Genomic DNA, 25,074 nt, shown 5'->3' with positions numbered 1-25,074 from the left:
TTGTTACTATTCCTTGACGGACGGTACCGGGCCAGTTTAGTCTGCTGCCGGATCGGACCGCGGCCCGTCGTGCGGCGTGCCAGCGGTCCGGATACAACGATGGAGGAAAAACCGCGATGCAGCGGATACGTGTCTGTTTGGTGACGTGCGTTGTTTTGCTGTCCGCCTGCGACGGCGGTTCCGGCTCCCGCAACGGTGGTGGCGCCGCCCTGCCGGCGGATGAAACCCCGCCCCGTGTCGCCGTCACCGAAACCCGGGACGGGACGATCTACCGTCAGGAAATCAGCGTCGCCCAGACCGGCGACACCGTCGTCTTCCAGGTCTTCGAGCCGACCCGACTCGAAGCCGGCAAGACCTACCCCCTGGTGCTGCATGGCCACGGCTATGGTGGCAGCCGCATGACCGAACCCAGCCCGTTCGCGCAGCGTCTGCGCGATGCCGGTTATTACGTGATCTCGATCGATCAGCGCGGCTTTGGCGAATCGAGCGGCACCGTGCGCGTGCTGTCGCCGGACTTCGAGGGTCACGACCTGATCGCCGTCCTCGACTGGGCGGAGAACCTGCCGGGCCTGCGCCGTCGCGGCAATGGCGAAATGTACGTCGGTGCCTACGGCGGCTCCTACGGCGGGGGGTACCAGTTCCTGCTGCATGGCGCCGATCCCAAGCACCGCCTGCGCGTGATGGCGCCGGACATCACCTGGCACGACCTCACCTATTCGCTCAACGCCCACGGTGTCATCAAATCCGGCTACGCGCTGGCGCTGTCAGCCGGCGGCGAGGCGGGCTCGGAGCTCGACACCGACCCCGTGATCCGTGAAACGCTGGTCGAGGGGGCATCGACCAACGAATTCCCGGAACCCGGCTTCAACTTCTTCCGCTATCACAGCCTGCGCTACTTCTGCGACGGCGTGCCGGCCGGCGAACAAAACTTCGCATTCCCCGGCGCGGTTCCCGATCCACGCGCCGTGCCGCCGACGCCGCTGCCACCGGCCGACGTGCTGCTGACGCAGGGCTTCCGGGACACGCTGTTCAATTTCAACGAAGCACTTGCCAACTATGAGTGCCTCAAACGTGCCGGCGGCGACGTGCGTCTGCTCACGCATCAGTCCGGTCATATCCTGCCCGTCAGTCTGACGTCGATCCCCGGCGCCGAGGACGCACTCGATCCGTTCTACGCCGCGATCTCTTTCCCGAATTTTCAGGACACCGGCGGCACACGTCGTTGCGGCAGCCTCGATCTCGACGATGTCCAGTTTGCCTGGTTCGAGGAAAAACTGCGCGGCCAGCGGGGCGCGGTCGATGCGGCGCTCTCGACCGGCAGTCACGTGTGCATAAGTCTGGCCGAAGAGGATGCAATCGCCGTGCGGGAGGTCAAGCGTGGGGGCACCGTGTTCACCATCGATGCGAGCACACCCCAGCTATCGGGAGTGCTCGGCGCCGCCGGCTCGGTGCTCGGCAACGCGATACGCGAGGCGCTGCTCGCGACGCAGCCGCTCTACACCGCGCCTTCCGGTGGAGCCATCGTCGCCGGCATCCCGCTGCTGGCGGTGGAGATCTCTCCCGTCGGCGGGCTCGGCCTGGACGAGTGCCCGCTACCGCCGCTGCACACCGCCTGTGATCCGATCCTGTTTTTCGCCATCGGCCATCGCAAGGCCGGAACCGAGCGCTGGGACATCATCGATGACCAGATCACCCCGCTGCGCGGCTTTGGTGCACACACGATCGAGATGAACGGCATTGCCGAGCGTCTGGCGGAGAACGACGAGCTGGCGCTGCTGATCTACGGCTTCCATGCGCAATACCCGATCAGTTGGTCGCGCGACCTGCTGCTCGCGCCCCTCGAGGTGAGCGGAACGGTGGCCCTACCCCTGCTCCAACCCGACGAGATCGTCCGGGACGGGATCTGACGACCGGTCATCCCGCCCGCAAGGCCGCATCACCCCATACCGCGCTCGAGCCAGACCTCGAGCCCCTGCGCATTGAGCTCCATGTCGAACGCGAGCAGGGCGCGTGCGCGGTCGGCAGCGAGCGGGCAGCGCAGCTCTTCGAGCCGTGCGAGCGCGTCGGCGGTGAGCGCATTGACGAGCTTGGCGTGCCGGTCCGGAGCCTGCGCATAACGCCGCGCCAGCGCGCAGTAGCGCGCAAGCGCCGCGCGCAGCTCGTCCGCCAGGCGCGCGACATCGCCGATGCGGCCGAAATGGGTCAAGTACATCCACTGCGGCGCAAAGGACAGCAAGCGCTCGATCGTCTGCGACCAGGCTTCCGGCTCGAACTGCACCGGCGTCGTCGTCGGTATCAGAAACACCCCATGGGGTCCATCGAACTCGCGGTAAGACAGACCGAAGCTATCGCCGGTGAAAAAACCGCGGGAAACGGCATCCCAGACACAGAAATGATGGCGCGCATGGCCGGGCGTATCGATGAATAACAGCTCCGAGGTGCCGAGCGGCAGACGCAGCCCATCGTCAGCGACGATGACGCGTGCCTGTGCCACCGGCACGATTTCCCCGTACATGCGCCGCACCGCATCCACGCCATAGACCGCATTGGCACCGGCGATCAGCTTGGAAGGATCGACCAGGTGTCGTGCCCCTCGCGGATGCACGACCAGACGGGCATCGGGTAATTCACGCAACAGCAGACCCGCGCCACCGGCGTGGTCCAGATGCACATGGGTCGGTATCACATACCGCACGGCGCTGCGCGGGATGCCGCGCGCATCGAGCAGCGCGAGCAGCCGCGGAACGCCCGGTGAAGTACCGGCCTCGATAAAGGCGTATTCGCCGTCGCGGCCGACGAGGTAGCAACACGCAAGGCCGCAGCGTTCCTGCAAGGTATCGATACAGACGATGCCGTGGGGATAGTCGATCGTCGCAGGCAGCGGGGTAGGGTCGGCAGTCATGGGCGGAATCAGCGCTTCACTCGGGAGTCCAGCGGAACAGGATCGAACCCAGCAGGAGAAAACCGATGGTCATGCCGCCGAGCACCAGCAGCGGACGTGCCAGATCGGTCAGGCCAGCACCGTCGAGCATGATCGCACGCGCGGCCTCGAGAATGTGCGTCAGCGGAAACAGCTGGGCGAGCCACACCACCACCTCCGGCGCACCTTCGATCGAAAAGAATACCCCGGAGATGATCATCATCGGCCACGACAAGACGTTGAGCAGCCCGCCGGCGAGTTCCTCGCTGGTGAAGCGCGCCGAGACGATCAAACCCATCGCGATCATCGACATCGCGCCCAGCACCGTCACCAGCAGCAGATCCCCGTAGCTGCCTTCCATGCGGAAATCCAGGAACAGGTCGCAGACCACGAAAACGGCGACGGTGATGCCGACGATCAGCACCAGCCGCGACAATAGCTGCGCGATGATGAATTCGGCGGCGCGCAGCGGTGTCGCGTTCAGCCGTTTGAGATAACCGGATTTGCGGTAGCGCACGATCACGTAACCGACGCCGAACAGCGACGAGAACATCATGTTCATGCCGAGAATGCCGGGGGCGAGCCAGTCGACATAACGGATCTGCGGGCCGCTGACAGTCTGTGCCTGCGCCGTCGGATCGTCGGCCTTGAGCAGTTTCTCCAGCAGCCGTCCTTTCGAGGACTGCGCATTGATCCAGTAACGCACCGGCTGAGCCGACACGTCGAGCAGCATGTCGATGCGATGGCGCTGCACCTTGGGCAGACCCGATGCGACATCGTCCTCGGCGTAGAAACGCACCTGCGGTGTACCGAGAAACGCATGATCCGCAGCAGATAGCGAGCCAGCGCCGACGACGCCGACGGTGAACAGCGGACGGCCGGGCCCGGAGAAAATGAAGCCCATGCCGGCGACCATGAACACCGGCAGCAGCAGATTCCAGCCGAGCGCCGAGACATCGCGCACGAACTCGAGCGTGCGCGCCTGCACCATCGCGGCGAGACGACGCAGGCTGATCATGTGCGCAACTCGCTGCCGGTGAGCTGCAGGAACAAATCCTCCAGCGTGCGCGGCCGGATACGCAGCCGGTCGAGCGGCACGTCGGCGGCAAGCAGACTGCGCACGGCAGCGCCAACGTCGGCGGTGATGATCTCGACCCATTCTCCGCGCTGCAGCAACGGAAGCGCCAGTGATTTACCGGCGACGGCGCTAACCGGCAATTCGAGCACGCTGTCATCGAAATGCTCGGACAGCAACTGCTGCGGCGAACCGCGCGCGATGATGCGCCCGTGATCCATGATGGCGATGTCGTCGCTGAGCAGATATGCCTCCTCCATGTAGTGGGTCGTCAGCACGATGGTCTTGCCGCGTGCCTTGATGCTGCGCACCAGCTCCCAGAAATTGCGCCGCGCCTGTGGATCGAGACCCGTGGTCGGCTCATCGAGGAACAGCAGCTCGGGATCGTTGACCAGGGCGATCGCCAGCAACAGACGCTGACGCTGCCCGCCCGAGAGCTTGCGGGTGTCGCGATCCAGAAACTCGCGCAGACGGCAGACCTCGATCAACTCGTCGATATCGGCACCGTGCCGGTAGAGCGCCCGGAAGAAGCGCAGATTCTCGCGCACGGTCAGGAAATCCTGCAGCGCGGTGTTCTGGAACTGGATGCCGATGCGCTCACGGTAGGTGGCATCGAGCGGACGGCCACGAAACCGGATCTCGCCCGCACTCGGCGGCAAGATGCCTTCGAGCATCTCCACGGTCGTGCTTTTGCCGGCACCATTTGGACCGAGCAGGCTAAAGCAAATCCCCTCCTCGACCTCGAAGCTCACCCCATCGACGGCGACGACCTTGGGATAGCGCTTGCGCAGATCGCGGACGGTGAGGATGGCGGCCATGGCCATGCATTGTCGCGGATGCAGGCGCGCCCAGAAAAGCGCGCCGGGCTCTTCATACGGTCTTGGTCGGTGGCGGTGCCGACCGGCGTAGCAGGCCGACGAGCTCCTCGCGCCGATAAATACCGAGTTTTTTGTAAATCCGCGAGGCGTGATTGGCAACGGTACTGCTCGCGATATCGCACTCCCGTGCGATGGTCTTGAACGTCTTGCCGGCGGCCAGCGCACCGGCGATTTCCCGCTCACGCGGCGACAAAACGTCGAGCGGGTGGGGGCGGCGGGCATGCAGCAGATAAAGATCCCCCTCCCGGCGGATGCGGAAATGCAGCGCGCCGACGCTAAAGTCGGACGCAACCGCTGCCGCGAGATCGACCGGCAGCGGAAACGGCAGCCGGCCGTGATCCCCGCTGCGGAGCTCGGTCTGCATCAATTCGGTGAAACGCGGACTTGCGACATAAATCCCGCCATGCGCATCGATCAGCGCGGCACACCCGCGCGAGAATCGGCCGAGGGTCTGCAACCACTCGTCGCGCCGGATGAACTGCAATAGCGCGAGCGTACCGGCTTGCGCAAGATGCCCAATGGCGCGGCGCAAAAGCTCGCGCGGCGGGCGCTGCGCAGAGCCGAACACCAGGGCGAATACGCTGCGCATCGGTGTGTCGCGATGCGCGATCGCCAGCGCGAGCCCCCAGCCGTCCGTCGTTTCCGCAGCCGGGCACCAATGCGGCGGAACCGGATCGAGCTCCACCTCGCGCACGCCGGAATCGAAGCGAATGCCGGCGACGGCATCGCGCCCTGGGCCCACGCCAGACGGCCATGCCGCGTATTCGCCGGGGAGATCGCTGACGCTCCGGGTCAACCAGGCTGCTGCCCGCGCGCCACTCCACTGACACAGCGCCTGGAGCGTGTGCGGGCGGAAATCCTGCCATGGATGCTCGAATGCCGCCGTGTAGAAAGCCTGGATCAGGCGATCCACATCCTGCATGTTCTGCTTCTGCGTCTGACCTGCATTCACTGCAGCGCTCCCGGGACGGACGATCCGCGCTGCAGGTATACCACGCGCCCGCCTGGCGGATCGGACCGCCGGCGAGCTGCGAGGGAGGGATAACGCCTGCATACGGGCGTTTGCCGGGCCGCGGGCTTGCGCCCGCGGCCTTTTTCATGACCGTTGCACGATCGGCGGCACACGCCCCGGCAAGAGCGCCGTTTTGAAGCGCAAAGCGCCCCATTCACGGTGGCGTGCGGTCGAACGCAGCACCGGCGGGCGCCGGGCGATCGAGATGCGCATCGTCGTGGGAGACCGGATCTTCGATCGGTTCGATGTGGGTCAACACGCTCACCGGCGAAAGCTCGTCGGCGATCGCAGCCTCGATGCGTTCGACCAAATCATGCGCGCGCTGCACGCTCCAGGCTCCGGGGACGAGCACATGGAACGACACGAAATGGCGGGCGCCGGCGCGCCGTGTGCGCACGGCATGGAAATCCACACCCTCGGCGCGCCAGCGCTGAAGGATCGCCTCCAGTTGCGCGCGCTCGGCGTGCGGCCAGGCGGCATCCATCAGCCCGGCCGCTGATTCGCGCAGCAGCCGCCAACCGGTCCACAGAATGTTGGCCGCCACCGCGAGCGCCAGCAGCGGATCGAGCACGAGCCAACCGGTGACTGCCACCAGCGCCACACCGGCGATCACGCCTGCCGAGGTCCAGACATCGGTCAGCAGATGGCGTGCATCGGCCTCGAGCGCAAGCGACCGGTGCCGGCGGCCAGCGGCGAGCAGCACACGCGCCACCGCCGCATTGATCAGGGCAGCCACGGTACACACGGCAAGCCCAATGCCGGTTTGCTGCAAGGGCTGCGGATCGAGCAGGCGCGGCACAGCCGTCCAGATGATCGAGACGGCCGCGACGGCGATCATCGCGCCTTCGAAACCGCTGGCGAAATATTCGGCCTTGCCGTGTCCGTAGGCGTGTTCATCGTCCGGCGGCCGCGCGGCGATGCGCAGCATCCACAGGGCCACCGCGGCCGCGCTCACATTCACCAGGCTTTCCAGCGCGTCGGACAGCAGACCGACCGAACCGGTCAGCCACCACGCCAGGGCCTTGAGCAGCATCGTCGTGATGGCGGCGGCGATCGACACTCCGGCGAAAAACACCGGCGTCGCCGTCCCGAATGTGTCGCGCACGCTCATGTCGGGGAAACGTTGCGCGGCACCGGCGCAATCGTGGATCAAGCCCGCTGGGCGTGCGCGATCTCGGCTTCGAGCGTTTCGAGATCGGGAATCAGCGCGACCTGATTGGCGATGCGCACGCGCGAGAGCACGAGGTCGCTGCGGTCCGCAGCGTCGAGCTCGACCGGCTGCATGGCTGCGCGATTGAGCGTGACCAGGTGGGGATAACCCTGGGTGACGATGGCCAGCTGTCCGGATGGCAGATGCCGGCCCACGGAATTGAGCACGACAATCCGCTCGCGACGCGGATCGCCGGCGTCACGACCGCCGTTGAGAACCTCGAAGCGGACCACCGGCACACGCCGGTTGTTCCATTCGCAGTGCCCGAGCAGCCATTCATGGCCGCGATCGCCACGCTGCAGCGCATCGCGCGCCAGCACCTCGGCGACCGCAGCATTGGGCAACAGCAACACGTCCTCGTGCAGCGCCATCAACACGGCGTACACCTGCTCCCGGTTCATGCCCGACGCTCCTCAAGGACGGCGCTCAGTTCACCGAGCAACTGGTCCTCCTGATAAGGCTTGATCAGGTAACGGTCGACGCCGATCGCGGCGGCGCGCTCGCGATGCTTGTCGCCGGAACGCGAGGTGATCATCAGAATCGGCGTGCGTGCGATCGGTGCGCTGTTGCGCACGAAGGTCGCCACCTCGAAACCATCGGCGCGCGGCATCTCGATGTCGAGCAGGATCGCATCCGGGCGCTCGGTCTGCAGCTGCGCCATCGCATCGAGGCCGTCCTTGGCCGTGATCACGGCGTAGCCATGCTTGGCGAGCAGACGTTCGGTGACACGGCGGATTGTGATCGAGTCGTCGACGACCATGATCAGCGTGCGCTGGGCCTCGGCGAGTGGCTCCCCCTGCGCCGACATCACCTGGGTCCGCAGGGCGCGACGCGTGCGGTCCTGAACCAGCGTGGCGATGTCGAGGATGAGCACGACGCGGCCGTCGGCGAGAATGGTCGCGCCGGTGATGCCGGGAATCGTGCTGATCTGCGGCCCGACTGCCTTGGATACGATCTGTCGGCTGCCGATCAGCTGATCGACGATGACGGCAACGCGCCTGATCTCGCCGCCGATACTCTCGGGCATGCGCACCAGCAGCGCATGGGCGGTCCTGCCGTCACCGCTGCCCTCCCGTGGCAGACCGACGAGATCCGCCAGATGGTGCACGCGATAGTGCTGATCCGCGTATTCGAGCTCCGGTCCGTCGTCGGCGAGATAGGCGTCGAGCCGCTCGCGCGGCACGCGGGTGATGCCCTCGATGCTCGCCAGCGGTGCCGCATACAGTTCGTGCCCGACGCCGACCAGCAGCGACTGCGACATCGCCAGGGTCAGCGGCAGGCGCAGCTTGAACCGCGCCCCCTTGCCGGTTTCCGATGCCAGCTCGATATTGCCGCCGAGCTGCTTGACCTCGGCGGCGACGACGTCCATGCCGACGCCGCGACCGGCATCCTGGGTGAGCTGCCGTGCGGTCGAGAACCCAGGAACGAAAATGAACTGCGCTGCCTCGTCGTCCGTGATCTCGGCATCGGCGGGCATCAAACCGCGGCGGATCGCGGTCTCGCGGATTGCGGCGAGGTCGAGCCCGCGACCATCGTCGGCCAGCTCGATGAACAACTGACTGCCCTCACGCCACAACCGTAACGTCAGCCGCCCGTTCGCCGGCTTGCCGGCGGCCTCGCGCTGTGCCGGCGGCTCGATCCCATGTATCACCGCGTTGCGCAGCAGATGCTCCAGCGGAGCGGTCATGCGCTCGAGCACGTTGCGGTCGAGCTCGGCCTCGACACCATCGAAAACGATGTCGACGCGTTTGCCGTGCTCCATCGCCGTCTGCTGGACGACCCGCTGCAGGCGCGCCACCTGGCGCGAGAAAGGCACCATCAGCGTACGCATCAAGCCCTGCTGCACCTCGGTGTTGACACGGCCCTGCTGCAACAGGATCGTCGTCTGCTCGCTGGCGAGCTGGTCGATCGACGCGTGCACGGCGGCGAGGTCGCCGATCGATTCCGAGAGCGCACGCGACAACTCCTGCATACGCGTATAGCGATCCATCTCCAGCGGATCGAATTCGCCGGCGTAACGGTCGGCTCCCTCGGTTTGATGAAAACCGCGGGCGGCGATCTGCGCCTCGGTCTCGATGTCGAGCTGACGCAGCTGGTCGCGCACACGCTGAATCGCCTGCGCCATGTCTTCGAGCTGGGCCTGGATCGCGGTGTTGTGCTCCTCGATACGCGAACGGTAGATCGAAATCTCGCCCGCCTCGTTGAGCAGGCGGTCGAGGACTTCGACCGGCACGCGCGCGGTTTCGCGGCGCTGCGCAGCCAGCCCTTCTTCCTCCTGCTCGGGCCGCCAGAACAGCAAGGGATCCCAGACGCCGGCCGGCGGTGACGCAGGCTCGACGGGCACGGGCACAGACTCCGGCTGCGCGCGACTGATCTGCCTTGGCGCATCTGCACCGGCTGTGACGGACGTAAGCACTGGCGCGGGTGATCGTTCGTCGGCCTGCACTTCGTGAGCCGCATCGACGAGGGTGTCGTATTCGCCACGCTGCAGCCGGTCGGTGAGCGTGCGCAGCTCCGCCACGGCCGCAGCCACCACGCGCAGGGCACCGGCATCCAGCTCGCCGGCGTACTCCAGACCCTCGATCAGCGACTCCAGTTCGTGCGCGGCGTCGCCCATCGCGACGAGCCCGGCCATGCGCGCGCCCCCTTTGTAGGTATGCAGGGCGCGCAGCATGTCGCGCGCGGGCGTGAAATCACCCGGCAGGGCCTGCCAGCGCTGCAGTGCGGACTCCAGGATGTCCATCAATTCTTCGGCTTCGCCGGCGAAAGTCTGGGCCAGTTCAAGGTCGAGACCTTCCGGCAACGCGCGCGCCGGTTCTGGCCGTGCCTGCGGCGCCGGCGGTGCAGCGGCCGGCACCGCCGGTTCGGCGGCGAGCGGCAGCGCCAGCTCATCGAGCAATGCCAGTGGCTCGGGAATGACCCCACGCTTGATGTCATCGAGCGCCAGTTGCAAACCGTCGAGCGCGTTCTGTACACGTGCGAAGAAATGCGTGCCCGGCGGCACACGGCCGGCCTCGAGGTTTTCGAATAGGGTTTCGAGCCGGTGGGCAACCTCGGCGATCGTACGCAACCCGGTGACCCGGGCACTGCCCTTGAAGGTGTGCAGCAACCGCTTGATCTCGGCGAGCAGGGCAAGATTGTGCGGATCGCGCTCCAGCGCCGCGCTGCTCTGATCCAGGCTCTCCAGCAACTCCTCGGCCTCGGTCAGGAACACCGTGAGCAGCTCGGCATCGACTCCGTCGGTCGCCATCTCCGGCGACTCGACCGGCGGAATCTCGATGCTCTCCTCGGCCAATCCGATCGTCCGCTCCGGCAGCGGTTCCGCATCACCGGATGCGAGCGGCGGCGGTACGACGGCCTCCAAAGCGGGGGCAGACTGCAGCGGATCGGTCGATGCCGATACCGCGGGCGGCGCGTCCAGTTGCAGCGCATCGAAAGTCAGTTCGATGGACTCGGATTGCGGCGGCGGGGCGGCTACCGCAGGTGCAGCCGCGGCGAATGCCGGCAGCGACATCGCCCAGTCCAGAGCCTCGACACGCGCTGCCCAGCCGTCGTCGTCCCCCTGCAGACGGCCCTCGCGGAAACGGTCGAGGTATTGGTAGAGCCCCTCACAGACCGCGAGCAGCTGCGTAAATGCCTCCGCTTCGGGCACCAGCGCACGCTGTGCCGCGCCGTCGAAGGCGCGGTGCAGCGCGCGCGCCACTTCGGCGATGCCGCTACATCCGGACATCTGCGCGGCACCGAGCAAGGTGTGGCTCAGTAGCTTGAGCTCCGCAGCGGCCCGTACGTTGTCTGGTGCCTGCGCCCAGCCGCGCAGCTGATCCTCGATCTTGGCGACGAGGTCGAACGCCTCGCCGGCAAAAATCTCGTGGAGCTCGCGTTCGGCGCTGGCCTGGGCCGCGCCTTCCGGCAGCACACTGCTGCGCAAGGTCTCGATGCGCGCCAGCCAGGGCGCAGCATCCTGCCGTGCGACCGCAGGAGTACCGACCTCGGCAATCCATGCACGCAGGGTGGCGGTGCTCTCGCGCAGCAATTGCAGGCTGTCGGCATCAAAACGCAGCCGCGCCTCGGCCAGATGATCCAGATAGGTTTCCAGCGCCCCGGCGAGCTCGCTCAATGCCGAGGCTTCGACGATGCGGGCCGCGCCGCGTATCGTGTGGAAGGCACGGACGATACCGGCATCCGGCGCGACCTCACCCTCTTGCGTATGCTCGTCGAGCCACGCCGCCACGCTGGCGAGTTTTTCGTTGGCGTCGTCGCGGAACACCTGCACCATGTCCGCTTCGGGTTCGGCACCCGGCGTCCGCCCGGCGGCGTATTCGCGTGCATGTTCGGCGACACTGGCCGCATCGGCGGGCGACGGCGCGTGTGTGCGGAACGCCTCGACGAGGGCGGGCAGCAGCGCCAGCGCACGGCCCACGGTCTCGACGATGCCGGGGCTGATCGTCACCGAACCGTCGAGACATTTATTGAGCATGTTCTCGATCGCCCAGCCAAACTCGCCGATCTCGGTCGCACCGACCGTGCGACCGCTGCCCTTGAGCGTATGGAAGGCACGGCGCAAGGTGGTCAACGCGTCGCGGTTCTGCGGATCGCGGCTCCAGGCGGCAAAAGCATTGCGCGCCGTGGCCTGCACCTCGGCTGCCTCCTCGAGGAAGATCTCGCGGATTTCGGGATCCTCCCCGGCGGCCGCCGCGGCAGGCGATGCGGTCGCAGTCAGCGCTGGCTCGGAGACCGCCGCTGGCGGGGGAGCCACCGTCTCGGGTTCGCCGGCCTCCAGCCCCGCTTCGAGCGCGTCGAGGGCGCGGGTCAGATCGTCGAGAATGGCATCGGCACCCGGCAGCGCCGAACGCACCGACTCGATGTAGTACTCGACGGCTGCGACCGCATCGGCGAAGCGCTCGGCGCGCCCGGCATCCTCGCGCAGCCGAACCAGCGAACGCCCGGCAGCGAACCGCCGCAGACGCCGCATCAGCTCGGCCGCGCGCGCCTGCGACAGCATCTCGAAACCCGAGGCGATCTCGTCGATCAGCAGCACGGCATCGGGCAACGCAGCCGTTCCGCTGCTCTTGAGATAAGCATCGATGGCCGTCTTCACCCGCGCGAGGTTGACCAAGAACTCACGGTAGAGCGCCTCGCGGCCCTCGGCGAGATCGCGCGAAGCGGGAACGTCGGTGGAGATGTCCAGCGCCGCCGGATCGTCGGCATGCTGCATCTGTCTGAACAGGGCATCCTCGAGGTCGTTCTCGACGCGCAGAATCGAGGTCGCGAGATCCATCCACACCGATGCGTCGATACTCCCCTGCGCCTCGCCGCCGGCGAGCATCCGCGACTGGTTGACGATGACCTGGTGCAGGCGGCCAAGCCCCAAGGCCGACAGCGTGTCAGCGATCCGCTTGAGCCCGGCGACGGTCGCCGCACCATCGCCGCTACCGGTGCGTACGATCAGATCGATCTGGTCCTTGACCCGTGCGAATTCGGCACGAATCTCCTCGGCCACCTTGACCAGCAGCGCGGTATTGGGGCCATGGATGCGGCGGCGCAACTGATCCAGCGTCGCCGGGTCGGGCAGCTGATGATCCAGATCGAAAGCCGTGCGCAGTGCCTGTACCCGCGTGCCGCGGCTGGTCGAACGCCCCACGAAGAACAACAGCTGCAGGGGCAGATCGCCCATCTGCGCAGCAGCCGCGGATTCACCCGACGTGGCCAGCAGCTTGAGCTGCACACCCAGCCGTCCGAACAAGCGCATGAGTTCCAGCGCATCGCGGATGCCGCGGCCGAGATAAGCCTCGATGGCCGCGGCGGCGATGCGCCAGAGCTGGTGCACCGCGGCATCGGTGGCCTGCTGCGCGATCAGTTCAGCGATCTTGCCGACGCGCGCGGCGCCGGTCTTGGCATCGGCCCCGCCGCGAATCCAGGCCAGCAGAGAAGCCTGGAAGGTCGCCAGCAGCCGGCGTGCCTCTCTCTGGATGCCTTCGCTAACGCTGGCAACCGGCGCGCCAGGCGCGGGCAGCCGCTTGTCCAGACCCTGCATCTGCAGGACGAACAATTCGGCTTCCGTCAGCACCGGCTGGCCGCGGGCCAGACGCAGCTCGTTGATCGTCGGCTGCAGCACCAGCACGCAGTCGGTAGTGCCCTCGGCGAGTGCCTGCACATAGTCGCTGAGCTGGATCGTCGCGCCGAGCAATGCCGAGTACAGCGGCTGTGGCTCGGCAATGCGGTTCTGGCTCAGGTCCTGGAGAGCGGCCGCCATCTCGCCGGCGGCGATCGCAAGACCGTAGCACTGGATCATCACCGCAGTGCCGCGGACCTGATGCAGCTCGACATACGCTTGCTGCAACTGCAATGGATCGGTGCCCGTCTCGGCGTAATGGTCGATCAGCGTGCGTGCGCGGGCGATGCTCTGTTCGAGTTCGCCGCGCACCCAGTGGATGCCTGCGATCAGCTGCGGACGAAGTCGTGCATTCATAGCGCGGCCGAGCGGAAAGATTCATCCTGCACCAGCTTGTGCAGCGAAAACACGAGCCAAGGCTGGCCTTCGCGCACAAAGGCGCCCAGCAGGAAGGGCGTAAATGGCCCCGCCTGTGTGGCCATCTCGGCGCGCTGCTCTCCCGGTGTGAATTGACGGTAGCCGGCGACTTCGTCGACCAGCATGCCGACCGGGTTGCGCCTGGAATTGAGCACGAGCACGCGCTGCATGCGTTGATGCTCGGCCTGCGGCAATCCGAGTAGCGCCGGCAGATCGACGATCGCGAGCAGCTCGCCGCGAACGTTGGCCAGACCACGCATCCAGCCGCGCGCGTTGGGCACCCGCGTGGTCGACGGCGGCGGGATCACTTCACGCACGTCGTCGCGCGGGGCCACCAGCCAGGTCTGACCGAGACGGAACCCCAGGCCCGTCCAGCTCTGTGCCTCGCCGGCGGCAGCGTCCATGCGCGCCGCGCGCAGACGGGCCTCGAGCGCCAGCAATTGCTCGAAAGGATCGCCACGCAGGGCCCTCAAATCCGCGCTCATCGCTCTCCCCGTTACCGTTACCCTGGTGCCGCCTGCCTTATTTCTTGATGTGCGCGCGCACCGCACCGAGCAGTTCGTCTTTCGTGAACGGCTTGGTCAGATATTCGTCGGAGCCGACGATACGGCCGCGCGCGCGGTCGAACAGACCGTCCTTGGACGACAGCATGATCACCGGCGTGCGCGCAAAGCGCGGATTGCCCTTGATCAGCGCACAGGCCTGGTAACCGTCCAGTCGCGGCATCATGATGTCCACGAAAATCAGGTCGGGTGCCTGCTCGGCGATCTTCGCCAGCGCCTCGAAGCCATCCTGGGCGGTGATCACCTCGTAACCTTCGCGCGCGAGCAGCGTCTCGGCAGTACGCCGGATGGTCTGGCTGTCGTCGATGACCATCACCTTGGCTATCGGCTGCGTGGACACTCACTCCTCCATGACGTTTCCGCAATCCCCAACTGCACGCGTTTTAGCACAGTCGCGGCCGCTCTTCACAGCCGACACCGCCCCGCACCGCGTGCTGCGCTACCATGCAGGCTCGAAAATCACGCATAGCCCCCCGGCACACACCCTCCATGCACACCCCCGTACCCCGCCTGACCACCGCGCAAACCGGCCCCCTGCTCAAGCTGGAATCGCTGCTGCTGCAGCGCTCGGCCGACATCGAAGCCTGGTTTCGTACACAGTGGCTGAAGACGGCGCCCCCGTTCTACAGCTCGGTGGACCTGCGCAACGCCGGCTTCAAGCTGGCGCCCGTCGATACCAATCTGTTCCCCGGCGGATTCAACAACCTCAATCCCGCATTCGAACCTTTGTGCGTGCAGGCCCTGCAGACGGCGATCCAGCGCATCTGTCCGAAGGCCCGGCGCATCCTGCTGGTGCCGGAAAACCATACCCGCAACAGGTTCTATCTCGAAAACGTCGCCACGCTCGTGGACTTGATCGGCAAGGCCGGCTTTCACGTGCGCGTCGGCTCGCTGCTACCGGACTTGCAGGCCCCCACCGATCTTCGGCTCGAGATTTCCGGCCGCACCCTGCGCCTCGAACCCCTGCAACGCACGGGCGATCGCGTGCACGTCGGCGATTTCGATCCATGCGCAGTCCTGCTCAACAACGATCTGTCCGCGGGCATCCCGGAAATCCTGCGCGGACTCAAGCAGGATGTGATTCCTCCGCTCAGCCTGGGTTGGCATGCGCGGCAGAAGTCCAACCACTTCGGCTTCTACCGCGAGGTGGCCAAGGAGTTCGGCCACTTGCTTGGCATCGATCCCTGGTTCGTCGATCCACTGTTCCGCAACTGCGGGCAGATCAATTTCCAGAGACGCGAAGGCCAGGAATGCCTGGAAGCGAACGTCGCACTGCTGCTCGAAGACATCGCGGCCAAATACAAGGAATATGGAATTCAGGAGCAGCCGTTCGTCATCGTCAAATCCGATGCCGGCACCTATGGCATGGCGGTGATGACGGCGCGCAGCGTGGACGACATCCGCAACATGAATCGAAGGACGCGCACCCATATGTCCAGCGCCAAGGAGGGTCGCGAAGTCACCGGCGCGATCATCCAGGAGGGCGTCTATACCTTCGAGAAACTCGGACCCGACGGCGCGACGGCCGAACCGGTCGTGTACATGATCGACCAGTTCGTGGTCGGCGGCTTTTACCGTCTGAACTCACAGCGCGGCAACCAGGAAAACCTCAATGCGCCGGGGATGCGCTTCGAGCCGCTGGCCTTCGACAACTGCTGCAGTCATCCCGACCCGGCCTGCGGACCCGACGATCGCCCGAACCGTTTCTACGCCTACGGCGTCGTCGCACGCCTCGCCGCGCTCGCCGCCGCACGCGAGATCGAAGCCGCCCGCGCGCTGGCCCCGTCAGCACCACAGGCGGCATGAGCCCTCTGCAATCCCGACCATGACGCGCACACTTGCCGTGGTGATGGACCCCATCGCCACGATCAAACCCCACAAGGACACGACCCTGGCGCTGATGCTCGCCGCCCAGAAGCGCGGCTGGGTACTGCACTACCTGGAAATGCAGGACTTATGGCTGCGCGATGGCGTCGCAATGGGGCGTGCGCATCCCATCGAGGTCTTCGACGATCGCACACGCTGGTTTGCGCTGGGCAAGCCCGAAGAGCGGCCACTCGGCGGATTCGATGCGATCCTGATGCGCAAGGATCCACCGTTCGACCTGGAATACATCACTGCCACCTATATCCTCGAACGCGCGCAGGAACAGGGGGCACTCGTCGTCAACCACCCGCGTGCACTGCGCGACGCCAATGAAAAAGTCTTCATCAGCTGGTTTGCCCAGTGCTGTGCGCCGACGGTGATCGCCCGTGACATGCAGATCCTGCGCGCCTTCCATGCCGAACACGGCGACGTCATCTACAAACCGCTCGACGGCATGGGCGGCACCGGTATCTTCCGGATCCCGCGCGACGGCCTGAACCTGGGTTCGGTGATCGAGATGCTGACCGCTCATGGCCGCCGCCACATCATGGCCCAGCGCTACATCCCCGAGATCGTGCACGGCGACAAGCGCATCCTGATGATCGATGGCGAACCGGTGCCGTATGCACTGGCGCGCATTCCGCAGCCTGGCGAGACGCGCGGCAACCTCGCCGCCGGCGGTCGGGGCGAACCACGACCCCTGACGGCACGCGATCGCTGGATCGCCGAACAGGTGGGCCCCACGCTGCGTGAGCGCGGGCTGATCTTCGTCGGGCTCGATGTCATCGGCGACTACCTCACCGAGATCAACGTCACCTCGCCGACCTGCGCGCGCGAACTCGACGCCGCCTGCGGCCTCGACATCGGCGGCGCGGTCATCGCCGCGATCGAGCACCGGTTGCAGTAACCAATGTCACAAAACATCGCGCCGCATAGCGATCCCCGTCACTGGACATGAGATTGCCCGAGTCCCCCCATCTGCGCCTTTTTCTGCGTCGCCTGATTCTCGGGCTGGGTCTTGCCCTGCTGTTCGCCTGGCTCGCGCTACGGCCCCGGCCGGACAACGACGACCGCCTCGTCGTGCGCGAATGGCTGGCCATGGGTACGCTCGTTTCGGTTTCGCTGTATCTCGACGAGGGACAGTCCCGTGCAGCCGCCGAAAGCGCGCTGACCGGCCTCGAAGGGCTCCTCGCCGACTACGAACGACGCTGGCGGGCCTGGGGCGACGGCGAGCTGGCCGCGCTCAATGCCCGGCTCGCGCAGGAGCGCGTGTCGATCCCCGCGACGATGCAACCCTTGTTCGCGCGCGCCGCCGAACTGAGCAGTGCAAGCGCTGGCCGTTTTGATGTGCGCATCGGCCGCCTCGTCGAACTCTGGGGATTCCACGACGAGACGCAGTTCCGCAGCACCCCGCCCGATCCGGTCGCGCTCAATCAAGCCGTCGCCGCACTCGCCAAGGCACCGCCGCTGCCGCCCGACGGCCATGCCTATGGCCCCGCGCCGGGTGTTTGGCTCGATTTCGGCGCGATCGCCAAGGGCGATGCCGTCGATCGCGCCATCGACCATCTACGCAGCGAAGGCTATGCGAACGCCATCGTCAATGCTGGCGGCAATCTGCGCACCTGCGGCCGCCGCGGCAACCGTGCCTGGCGCATCGGCATCCGTCACCCGCGCCCCGACGACCGGCACCGCCTGCTGGCAACACTGGAATCGACGGGTGACGAGGCGATCATCACCAGCGGTGACTACGAGCGTTATTTCGAGTTCGATGGACACCGCTACCACCATCTGCTCGATCCGCACAGCGGGCAACCGGCGCAGGGTCTGCAGGCCGTCACGGTCGTCACACAAAACGGCGCGCTCGCCGATGCAGCGAGTACGGCCTTGTTCGTTGCCGGCCCCCAACACTGGCGCGAAGTGGCCCGCGCCCTGGGCATCGACCAGGCGTTCGTGGTCACAGCCGAGGGCGACGTCGAGATCACTGCTGCGCTGGCACCGCGCGTGACATTCATCGACGGCCTGCACATCAAAACCGTGCCGTGACACGCGCAGATGTCATCGCCATCGGCCTTGCAGCGGCGGCCGTGGGCGCCACCTACGCACATTTCTGGCAGCCGGCGATGGCGGCAACGCAATTCGAGGTACGCATCGCCGGCCAGCCCAGTGGCCGCTACGCCCTCGATGGCAACCGCGACATCCTCGTCGAGGGCCGCCTGGGCCCATCGCGGCTGCGTATCGAAAATGGCCGCGTGCGCTTCATCGCGAGCCCGTGCCGCAACAAAGTCTGCGTGCACAGCGGCTGGCTGTCGCATGGCGGCGATGCCGCAGCCTGCCTGCCCAACCGGGTCAGTATCAGCCTTCTGGGCGATGCCGAGGCATCTGTCGACGCGGTGAGCTTCTGATGCCAACGCCGCCATCGGCACTGACACCCGACCGCGAAGACCGGCTCGTCGCCGGCTTTGCCGCGCTCGCCATCGTAATCCACGTCCTGGAAGCCGGCTTGCCGTCGCCCGTGCCCGGCGTCAAACCGGGACTCGCGAACGTGATCACGCTGATCGTACTGCTGCGCCATTCGTTGCGGTTGGCGGTGTGGGTCGCAGGTCTGCGCGTGCTCGTCGGCAGCCTGCTCGTCGGCAGTTTCATGGCCCCCGGCTTCTGGCTGTCCGCCGCCGGCGCCGTTGCGAGCCTGACCGTGCTGGCACTCGCGAGTCTCTGGAACGCCGCCCGACCGTCGCTGCGCCTGTCGGCGCTGGGCCTGTCGGTTCTCTCGGCGCTGGCCCACATGAGCGGGCAGTTCGCCGTGGCCTACGGCTTCTTCATCCCGCACCCGGGGCTGCTGCGCCTGCTGCCGCCCCTGCTGACGGCTGCGTTCGTCTTCGGGCTCGTCACCGGCGCCGCGACGGTGGCGATCCTGCGTCACCTCCCTCCTGCCGGGCCGCAGCGTGGCGCCCGATCAGCGGGGCCGCACCCGTCTTGACTCTCCTGCGATGCGGCGGATACTGGAGGCATGAGCGAATCCGCGGTCTTCCTCGCCAACCAGTTCCTCGTCGCGATGCCTAGCCTCGAGGACGAGAACTTCCGCCAGACGGTCTCGCTGCTGTGCGAGCACACCGACAGCGGCGCGATCGGCCTGGTCATCAACCGCCCGACCGATCTGCGGCTCGTCGAGATGATGGAGCAGATGGGCCTGGAGCATGAGAACGTCGATCGCGAGGCCTTCGTCTACTGGGGGGGTCCGGTCCAGCCCGAGCGCGGCTTCGTGATCCACCGTGAGCCGGGCGGCTGGGAATCCTGCATGACCCTGGCGCGCGGACTGTACATCACGACCTCGCGCGACATCCTGCGCGCGATCGGCAGGGGTGAAGGGCCGGCGGATTACTTCGTCGTGCTCGGCTATGCCGGTTGGGGGGCAGGCCAGCTCGAAGACGAAATCCTGCACAACGCCTGGCTGCATACCCCCGTCGACGAGCAAATCCTGTTCCGCACCCCGGTGCGCGACCGCTGGCAGGCGGCGACCCGGCTGCTCGGCGTCGATGTCACGCAGCTCACCGGCGCCGCCGGACACGCATAAAACGACCCCACCACGCAGCCAGTCGCTGCCGACTGGAAAGACCGGGGTGGCCCCCGAGGATCTGGATCCGGAAACTGCCGGCATGATCTATCTGGCATTCGATTATGGCGAGAAGCGCATCGGCATCGCCGTCGGTGACAGCGTGACACGCACCGCGCGCGGCCTGGCGACGGTTGCCAGGGGCGACTGGGTGGCGATCACCCGGCTCGTCTCCGCGTGGCGTCCGCGCGCGCTGATCGTCGGCCTGCCGCTCGACGAAGAGGGTGCCGAGCAGTCCATCACCGCTGCTGCCCGTCGCTTCGCCGCCGAACTCGGTGAGCGGCTGCACCTGCCGGTACATCTGATCGACGAGCGCTACAGCTCACGTGCCGCCGACGACTGGCTGCGCGAGGCCCGCTCCAGCGGACGGATGACGCGGCGCGTGCGCAAAGGGGATCGGGACATCCAGGCGGCACGGGTGATCCTGCAACAGTGGCTGGATGTGCACGGGTAAGCGACATGCGTCGGCTGCGCCCGGCTGCGCAGGATCGCTGCCGGCGCGCCTTTCGTTGCGCCCGGCAAAAGTCCAGAATACGCGCCCAGCATGAGTCCCGAACTCCAACTCGACAGCCGTGGCCGCCTGCGTCATCTGCTCACGCTCGAGGGTCTGGGCGCCGAATTGTTGACCGAGATCCTCGATACCGCCGAGGAACTCGAGCACTCTCTACGCGGCCCGGACAAGAAGCTGCCGCTGTTGCGCGGGCGCACGGTCGTCAACCTGTTCTTCGAGCCGAGCACACGCACGCGCACGACGTTCGAGCTCGCAGCCAAACGCCTGTCGGCCGACGTGCTCAACCTGCAGCTCGCCGCGTCGAGCACCTCCAAGGGCGAGACCCTGTTCGACACCCTCAAGACGCTGGAGGCGATGCAGGTCGACATGTTCGTCGTGCGCCACGAAGCATCCGGCGCCGCGCATTTCTTCGCGCAGCATGCAGCGCCGGGCGTTGCGATTCTCAATGCCGGCGACGGGCGCCACGCCCACCCCACGCAAGGGCTGCTCGATCTGTTCACCATCCGCCGCTACAAAGGTCCGGACATCGACTGTTTCCGCAAGCTGCGGGTGGCCATCGTCGGCGATGTGCTGCACTCGCGCGTCGCCCGCTCGGACATCCACGGCCTGCGGGCGTTGGGAACGACCGACATCCGCGTGGTCGCGCCACCGACGCTGGTCCCGGCCGGCATCGAGCAGATGGGCGTGAGCGTACACCACGACATGGACGAGGGCATCGACGGTGTCGATGTGGTGATCCTGCTGCGGCTACAGAAGGAACGCATGCTCGGCGCCTACCTGCCGTCGATGAGCGAATTCCACCGCGATTTCGGACTCACCCGCGCACGGGCGCGTGCCTTGCGTCCGGATGCCATCATCATGCACCCGGGGCCGATCAACCGCGGCGTCGAAATCGAGGGCGACGTCGCCTATGGTCCACAGTCCCTGATTCTGCAACAGGTCCGCCACGGCATCGCCGTGCGCATGGCGGTGATGGCGATGATTCTCGGCCAAGCCAGTGTGCGCACACGCCCACGGCGCCGGAGCACGCGATGAGCCGGGTCCCGAAAATGAAAGAATGGTCGGCGATCGCGCAGCGCACGGCCGCCGCAAGCGATGGACCGGTGCTGATCCGCAACGCGCGCGTGCTCGACCCGGCGAGCGGCTTCGACGCGGTCGTGCCGGTGCTGCTGCGCGACGGGCGCATCGCCGCGATCGGCGAAGGCGCGGTCGCCGATGCCAGTACCCGCGCCGTGGATGCGCGCGGCTGCTGGTTAATCCCGGGACTGGTCGATTTGTGCGCGCGCTTCCGCGAGCCGGGGCAGACGCACAAGGCCAGCTTCGCGACCGAGACACGAGCGGCACAGGCCGGCGGCATCGCCCACGTCGTGATCCCACCCGACACCCAGCCGGTGATCGATACCCCGGCGATGCTGATCCGTCTGCAGCGCATCGCCCAGCAGCACGGCGGCGTCACCGTGCACGGCCTGGCCGCACTGACCAAGGATCTCAAAGGCGAAGCGCTCGCCGAACTGTCCGCACTCAAGGCCGCGGGCGCCGTCGGCGCAAGCAACGCCTACGGCCCGATGCCGGATTCGCGCATCGCACGCCGCGCCCTCGAATACGCCAAGGGCTTGAATCTGACCGTACACGTCTTTGCGCAGGACATGGCGCTCGCGGCCGGCGGGTGTGCCCATGAAGGCCCGGTCGCGACGCGCCTGGGGTTGGCGCCGATCCCCGTCGCCGCCGAGGTTGCATCGCTGCGGTTCTGGATCTCGCTGGTCGAAGACACCGGCGCACGCGTGCATTTCTGCCGACTGTCCACCGCACGCGGCGCCGAGCTGATCGAATCGGCACGCAGCCGCGGCTTGCCGGTCTCGGCGGACGTCGCCGCGCACCAGTTGCACCTGACCGATGCCGATGTGGACGGTTTTGATCCGCTCTGCCACGTGATACCGCCCCTGCGCTCGACCGCGGACCGCGATGCGCTGCGCGCAGCAGTCAAAAGCGGGGTCATCGATGCGATCTGCTCGGACCATCAACCCCACGAGGCCGACGCCAAGATCAACCCTTTCCCGATGACCGAGCCGGGCATCTCGGCGCTGGAAACCCTGTTGCCGCTCTCACTCGCGCTGGTGCATGAAGGCTGGCTGACACCGCTGCAGGCGCTCGCGCGGCTGACCAGCGCGCCGGCGACGATCGCCGGCATCGACGGCGGGCGCATCGCCGTCGGACAGGCGGCGGATCTGGTTCTCGTCGATCCCGAGGCTCGCTGGGTCTTGCACCGCGACCGCATGTACAGCGCCGGTGGCAACAGCCCCTTCATCGGCCGCCGCCTGCACGGACGGGTGCTGCGCACCTTCCATGCGGGGCGCGAGGTCTTCACCGCCAGCCGGGGCTGAAAACACGCCCTTTGGCTCGTGCAGCATCCCTTGGTATAAAGTCCGCAACCAATCGATTCTTTCCGGAGGCCTCCGCCGCGGCGGAAGGGAAAACACTATGGCACGCGTGATGATCGTAGATGACTCGCCCACCGACGTTCAGAACCTGCGCGGCATGCTGCAGAAAGCGGGGCACATCGTGTCCGAAGCCACCACGGGCGAAGATGCGATCGCGCGGGTCCGCGCAGAAAAGCCGGACGTGGTGATCATGGACGTGGTCATGCCCGGCGTGAACGGTTTCCAGGCCACCCGCACATTGTCCAAGGATCCGGCGACCGCGCACATCCCGGTGATCGTGGTCAGCAGCAAGAGCCAGGAAACCGACCGCGTCTGGGCCTTGCGCCAGGGCGCCAAGGAGTATCTGGTCAAGCCGGTCAAGGAGGCCGATCTGCTGGCCAAGATCAATATCGTGCTCGGCCGCTGAACGCTGGCTGGTACCAGGGGGAGTCATGGCAGAAAAAAGAAGAGTCCGGGGAAGCCGGCGCGAACTGGCGACGCTGATCACCGCGGTGATCCTCATGATGGTCGCGATGGCCGGCTTTTATTCGATCCAGCGCACCGATACGCGCGATGAAACCTGGGTCGAGATCGCACGGCAGATCTCCAACGACATCGGCCAGATCGTCGATGTCGGCGAAACCGCGACGCGCGGCTTGACGCCCGACTTCCTGACCCTGTCGGCGCGCGTCGAGGATCTCGACCTCTCGGTACAAGCCCTGATCCAGGGTGACGACGACGCCGGCATCCCCGCGGCGCCGGCGGTGGTACAGCCGGAAGTCACCGAAGTCGCCAATGCGTGGAACCAGATGAAAAGCACGGTGCAGACCGTGCTCGACGGCGAACAGGCCTGGCGCCAGGCTGCATCCAGCGCCGGGATGATCGTCCAGGCGATCCATGCCGACAGTGGCGACGACGTCTTCAAAATCTACGAACGCATCGCCGAGCGCCTGGGTAGCCGTGGCGGACAGAATCCGGCCATTGCACAGTTGGTACGTCTGGAACGCATCGCCACCGAAGCCCGCGCGGTGCTGACTCGTGGTCGCGATGCCGCGGCAACGATCCAGGCACTGGACGCCGAGGTCCGCAACTTTATGCAGATCAACCAGCAGCTGCTCGCCGATCCCGCAGTCGGCCCGCTGGCGCGGGAGGCCGGTGAACGTTTCGCCCAGGTCGTCACGGCCAGCGAATCGCTGCTGGAGAACGCCGAGGCGGTCGACCGTCTGCAGATCGCCGCCGGCCAGTTGCAGGGTGTCGCCGCCAACGTCATCGCCACCGCCAAGGCGCTGGAGCAGCGCCTGCTCGACACCCGCGTGCGCCAGGTGATCCTGCCGATCGTCGTCGCCGTCTCTGGCGGTCTGGCCATCGTGCTGCTGGTCGCGTTCATCGTCTTCACCGTGCGCGCGACACGCTCGCGCCTGCGCTTTGCCGAAGAGCGCGACGCCAAGCAGCAGCAGGCGATTCTGTCGCTGCTCGATGAAATCACGAATCTCGCCGACGGCGACCTGACCGTGGACGTGACGGTGACCGAAGACTTCACCGGCGCAATCGCGGACTCGATCAACTACACCGTGCAGAACATGCGCAACCTGGTCGGCACGATCAATTCGACCTCGGTGGAAATCGCCAACGCCGCATCCAGCACCAAGGAAACCGCGTTGCGCATGAATGAGGCTTCCGAGCGCCAGGCCAAAGAAATCGCAGCGGTCACGAACACCATCACCGCCACCTCGCAGTCGATGCAGCAAGTCGCCGCAAACGCGGAGAAACTGGCACAGCAGGCGCAGCAATCGGTGCAAATCGCGCACAACGGCGCCGAGACGGTGAACCGCACGATCCAGGGAATGACCGCGCTGCGCGAACAGATCCAGGACACGTCCAAGCGCATCAAGCGCCTGGGCGAATCCTCACAGGAAATCGGCAACATCATCGAGTTCATCAACGACATCGCCGAACAGACCAACACGCTCGCGCTCAACGCGTCGATCCAGGCGGCAATGGCCGGCGAGGCGGGCCGCGGTTTTGCGGTCGTCGCCGACGAAGTCCAGCGCCTCGCCGAGCGCGCAGCCAACGCGACGCGCCAGGTCGAAACCCTGGTCAAGACGATTCAGGCCGACACCAACGAGGCGATCATCTCGATGGAGCGCTCGACGCAGAACGTGGTCGTCGGCGCCAAGAGCGCCGAGGAAGCGGGCCAGGCGCTGACCAGGATCGAGACCTCGTCGCAGGAACTCGCCCGGCTCATCACCGAGATTTCTGCCGCCGCGCGCAAAGAATCCGCACAGGCGACCAAGATTGCCGGCACGATGCAGGTCATTCGCGACATCGCCATCCAGACCTCGGGGTCGGCCAACCGGACGGCGAACGCGGTCGAGGAACTCAACGCCCTGTCGATCAAGCTGCGTGAATCGGTGGCCGGCTTCAAGCTGCCTGAAACCGGCTGAGCGCCGCCCTTCACAGGGGTCAGTGTCATTGTCGTGCCG

General features: G+C 66.5%; 21 protein-coding genes. 12 read left to right on the top strand and 9 right to left on the bottom strand.

What is annotated here, in order from left to right:
• The first annotated feature begins 140 nt into the window (after positions 1 to 140).
• Positions 141 to 1,907 (top strand): CocE/NonD family hydrolase, encoded by a 1,767-nt coding sequence (locus BMZ48_RS08905; RefSeq protein ID WP_234981585.1) that lies wholly within the window; start codon positions 141 to 143, stop codon positions 1,905 to 1,907.
• 29 nt (positions 1,908 to 1,936) lie between these two features.
• On the opposite strand, the gene BMZ48_RS08900 is transcribed toward BMZ48_RS08905, so the two are convergent.
• From BMZ48_RS08900 to BMZ48_RS08860, 9 genes are all read right to left on the bottom strand, one after another.
• A complete protein-coding gene (locus tag BMZ48_RS08900; protein ID WP_091534054.1) occupies positions 1,937 to 2,902 on the bottom strand; it encodes an MBL fold metallo-hydrolase in 966 nt (321 codons plus the stop codon).
• 16 nt (positions 2,903 to 2,918) lie between these two features.
• A complete protein-coding gene (locus tag BMZ48_RS08895; RefSeq protein WP_200769577.1) occupies positions 2,919 to 3,938 on the bottom strand; it encodes an ABC transporter permease in 1,020 nt (339 codons plus the stop codon).
• A complete protein-coding gene (locus BMZ48_RS08890) occupies positions 3,935 to 4,813 on the bottom strand; it encodes an ABC transporter ATP-binding protein (RefSeq protein ID WP_091534051.1) in 879 nt (292 codons plus the stop codon). The genes BMZ48_RS08895 and BMZ48_RS08890 overlap by 4 nt, the downstream gene beginning before the upstream one ends.
• A 52-nt stretch (positions 4,814 to 4,865) precedes the next feature.
• Positions 4,866 to 5,825, bottom strand: a complete 960-nt coding sequence (locus tag BMZ48_RS08885) for a helix-turn-helix transcriptional regulator (RefSeq protein WP_159431143.1) — start codon at positions 5,823 to 5,825, stop codon at positions 4,866 to 4,868.
• Positions 5,826 to 6,039: 214 nt separating this feature from the next.
• Entirely contained in the window at positions 6,040 to 6,996 is a 957-nt protein-coding gene (locus BMZ48_RS08880) for a cation diffusion facilitator family transporter (RefSeq protein WP_091534046.1), read from the bottom strand.
• A 38-nt stretch (positions 6,997 to 7,034) separates the two neighbouring features.
• Positions 7,035 to 7,496 (bottom strand): chemotaxis protein CheW, encoded by a 462-nt coding sequence (locus BMZ48_RS08875; RefSeq protein WP_091534043.1) that lies wholly within the window; start codon positions 7,494 to 7,496, stop codon positions 7,035 to 7,037.
• Positions 7,493 to 13,564 (bottom strand): hybrid sensor histidine kinase/response regulator, encoded by a 6,072-nt coding sequence (locus BMZ48_RS08870; protein ID WP_091534041.1) that lies wholly within the window; start codon positions 13,562 to 13,564, stop codon positions 7,493 to 7,495. The genes BMZ48_RS08875 and BMZ48_RS08870 overlap by 4 nt, the downstream gene beginning before the upstream one ends.
• A complete protein-coding gene (locus tag BMZ48_RS08865; protein WP_091534039.1) occupies positions 13,561 to 14,109 on the bottom strand; it encodes a chemotaxis protein CheW in 549 nt (182 codons plus the stop codon). The genes BMZ48_RS08870 and BMZ48_RS08865 overlap by 4 nt, the downstream gene beginning before the upstream one ends.
• Before the next feature lie 37 nt (positions 14,110 to 14,146).
• Positions 14,147 to 14,500, bottom strand: coding sequence for a response regulator (locus tag BMZ48_RS08860; protein ID WP_091534221.1), 354 nt, complete (start codon positions 14,498 to 14,500; stop codon positions 14,147 to 14,149).
• A 176-nt stretch (positions 14,501 to 14,676) separates the two neighbouring features.
• Here BMZ48_RS08860 and gshA point away from each other — a divergent pair, with 176 nt between their 5' ends.
• The 11 genes from gshA (at position 14,677) to BMZ48_RS08805 (ending at position 25,035) form a co-directional block, all read left to right on the top strand.
• Positions 14,677 to 15,993: a glutamate--cysteine ligase gene (gene gshA / locus BMZ48_RS08855; protein ID WP_091534036.1), complete on the top strand. Its 1,317-nt coding sequence runs from the start codon at positions 14,677 to 14,679 to the stop codon at positions 15,991 to 15,993.
• A 19-nt stretch (positions 15,994 to 16,012) separates the two neighbouring features.
• Positions 16,013 to 16,960, top strand: a complete 948-nt coding sequence (gene gshB / locus BMZ48_RS08850; RefSeq protein WP_091534033.1) for a glutathione synthase — start codon at positions 16,013 to 16,015, stop codon at positions 16,958 to 16,960.
• 47 nt (positions 16,961 to 17,007) lie between these two features.
• On the top strand, positions 17,008 to 18,096 hold the full coding sequence (locus BMZ48_RS08845) for an FAD:protein FMN transferase (protein ID WP_091534030.1): 1,089 nt from the start codon (positions 17,008 to 17,010) through the stop codon (positions 18,094 to 18,096).
• A complete protein-coding gene (locus tag BMZ48_RS08840) occupies positions 18,093 to 18,455 on the top strand; it encodes a NusG domain II-containing protein (RefSeq protein ID WP_159431142.1) in 363 nt (120 codons plus the stop codon). The genes BMZ48_RS08845 and BMZ48_RS08840 overlap by 4 nt, the downstream gene beginning before the upstream one ends.
• Positions 18,455 to 19,030: a Gx transporter family protein gene (locus BMZ48_RS08835; protein ID WP_091534025.1), complete on the top strand. Its 576-nt coding sequence runs from the start codon at positions 18,455 to 18,457 to the stop codon at positions 19,028 to 19,030. Before BMZ48_RS08840 ends, BMZ48_RS08835 begins: the two co-directional genes overlap by 1 nt.
• 30 nt (positions 19,031 to 19,060) lie before the next feature.
• Positions 19,061 to 19,624: a YqgE/AlgH family protein gene (locus BMZ48_RS08830; RefSeq protein ID WP_091534022.1), complete on the top strand. Its 564-nt coding sequence runs from the start codon at positions 19,061 to 19,063 to the stop codon at positions 19,622 to 19,624.
• 82 nt (positions 19,625 to 19,706) lie between these two features.
• Positions 19,707 to 20,117, top strand: coding sequence for a Holliday junction resolvase RuvX (ruvX, locus tag BMZ48_RS08825; RefSeq protein ID WP_091534020.1), 411 nt, complete (start codon positions 19,707 to 19,709; stop codon positions 20,115 to 20,117).
• Between the two features lie 90 nt (positions 20,118 to 20,207).
• Positions 20,208 to 21,209 carry an aspartate carbamoyltransferase catalytic subunit gene (locus tag BMZ48_RS08820; protein WP_091534019.1) on the top strand — a complete coding sequence of 334 codons (1,002 nt, stop codon included), beginning with the start codon at positions 20,208 to 20,210 and terminating at the stop codon, positions 21,207 to 21,209.
• A 14-nt stretch (positions 21,210 to 21,223) separates the two neighbouring features.
• Positions 21,224 to 22,555, top strand: coding sequence for a dihydroorotase (locus BMZ48_RS08815; protein ID WP_091534018.1), 1,332 nt, complete (start codon positions 21,224 to 21,226; stop codon positions 22,553 to 22,555).
• A gap of 97 nt (positions 22,556 to 22,652) precedes the next feature.
• Positions 22,653 to 23,018, top strand: coding sequence for a response regulator (locus BMZ48_RS08810; RefSeq protein WP_091534017.1), 366 nt, complete (start codon positions 22,653 to 22,655; stop codon positions 23,016 to 23,018).
• 25 nt (positions 23,019 to 23,043) lie between these two features.
• The gene (locus BMZ48_RS08805; RefSeq protein WP_091534016.1) at positions 23,044 to 25,035 is read left to right on the top strand and encodes a methyl-accepting chemotaxis protein; all 1,992 of its coding nucleotides are present in this window, start codon (positions 23,044 to 23,046) and stop codon (positions 25,033 to 25,035) included.
• The last annotated feature ends 39 nt before the right edge of the window (positions 25,036 to 25,074 follow it).

The organism is Fontimonas thermophila (assembly GCF_900113085.1).
Taxonomy (GTDB): domain Bacteria; phylum Pseudomonadota; class Gammaproteobacteria; order Nevskiales; family Nevskiaceae; genus Solimonas; species Solimonas thermophila.
Note: the sequence above shows the minus strand (reverse complement) of the source record. Positions and strands in the feature narration are given on the sequence as shown.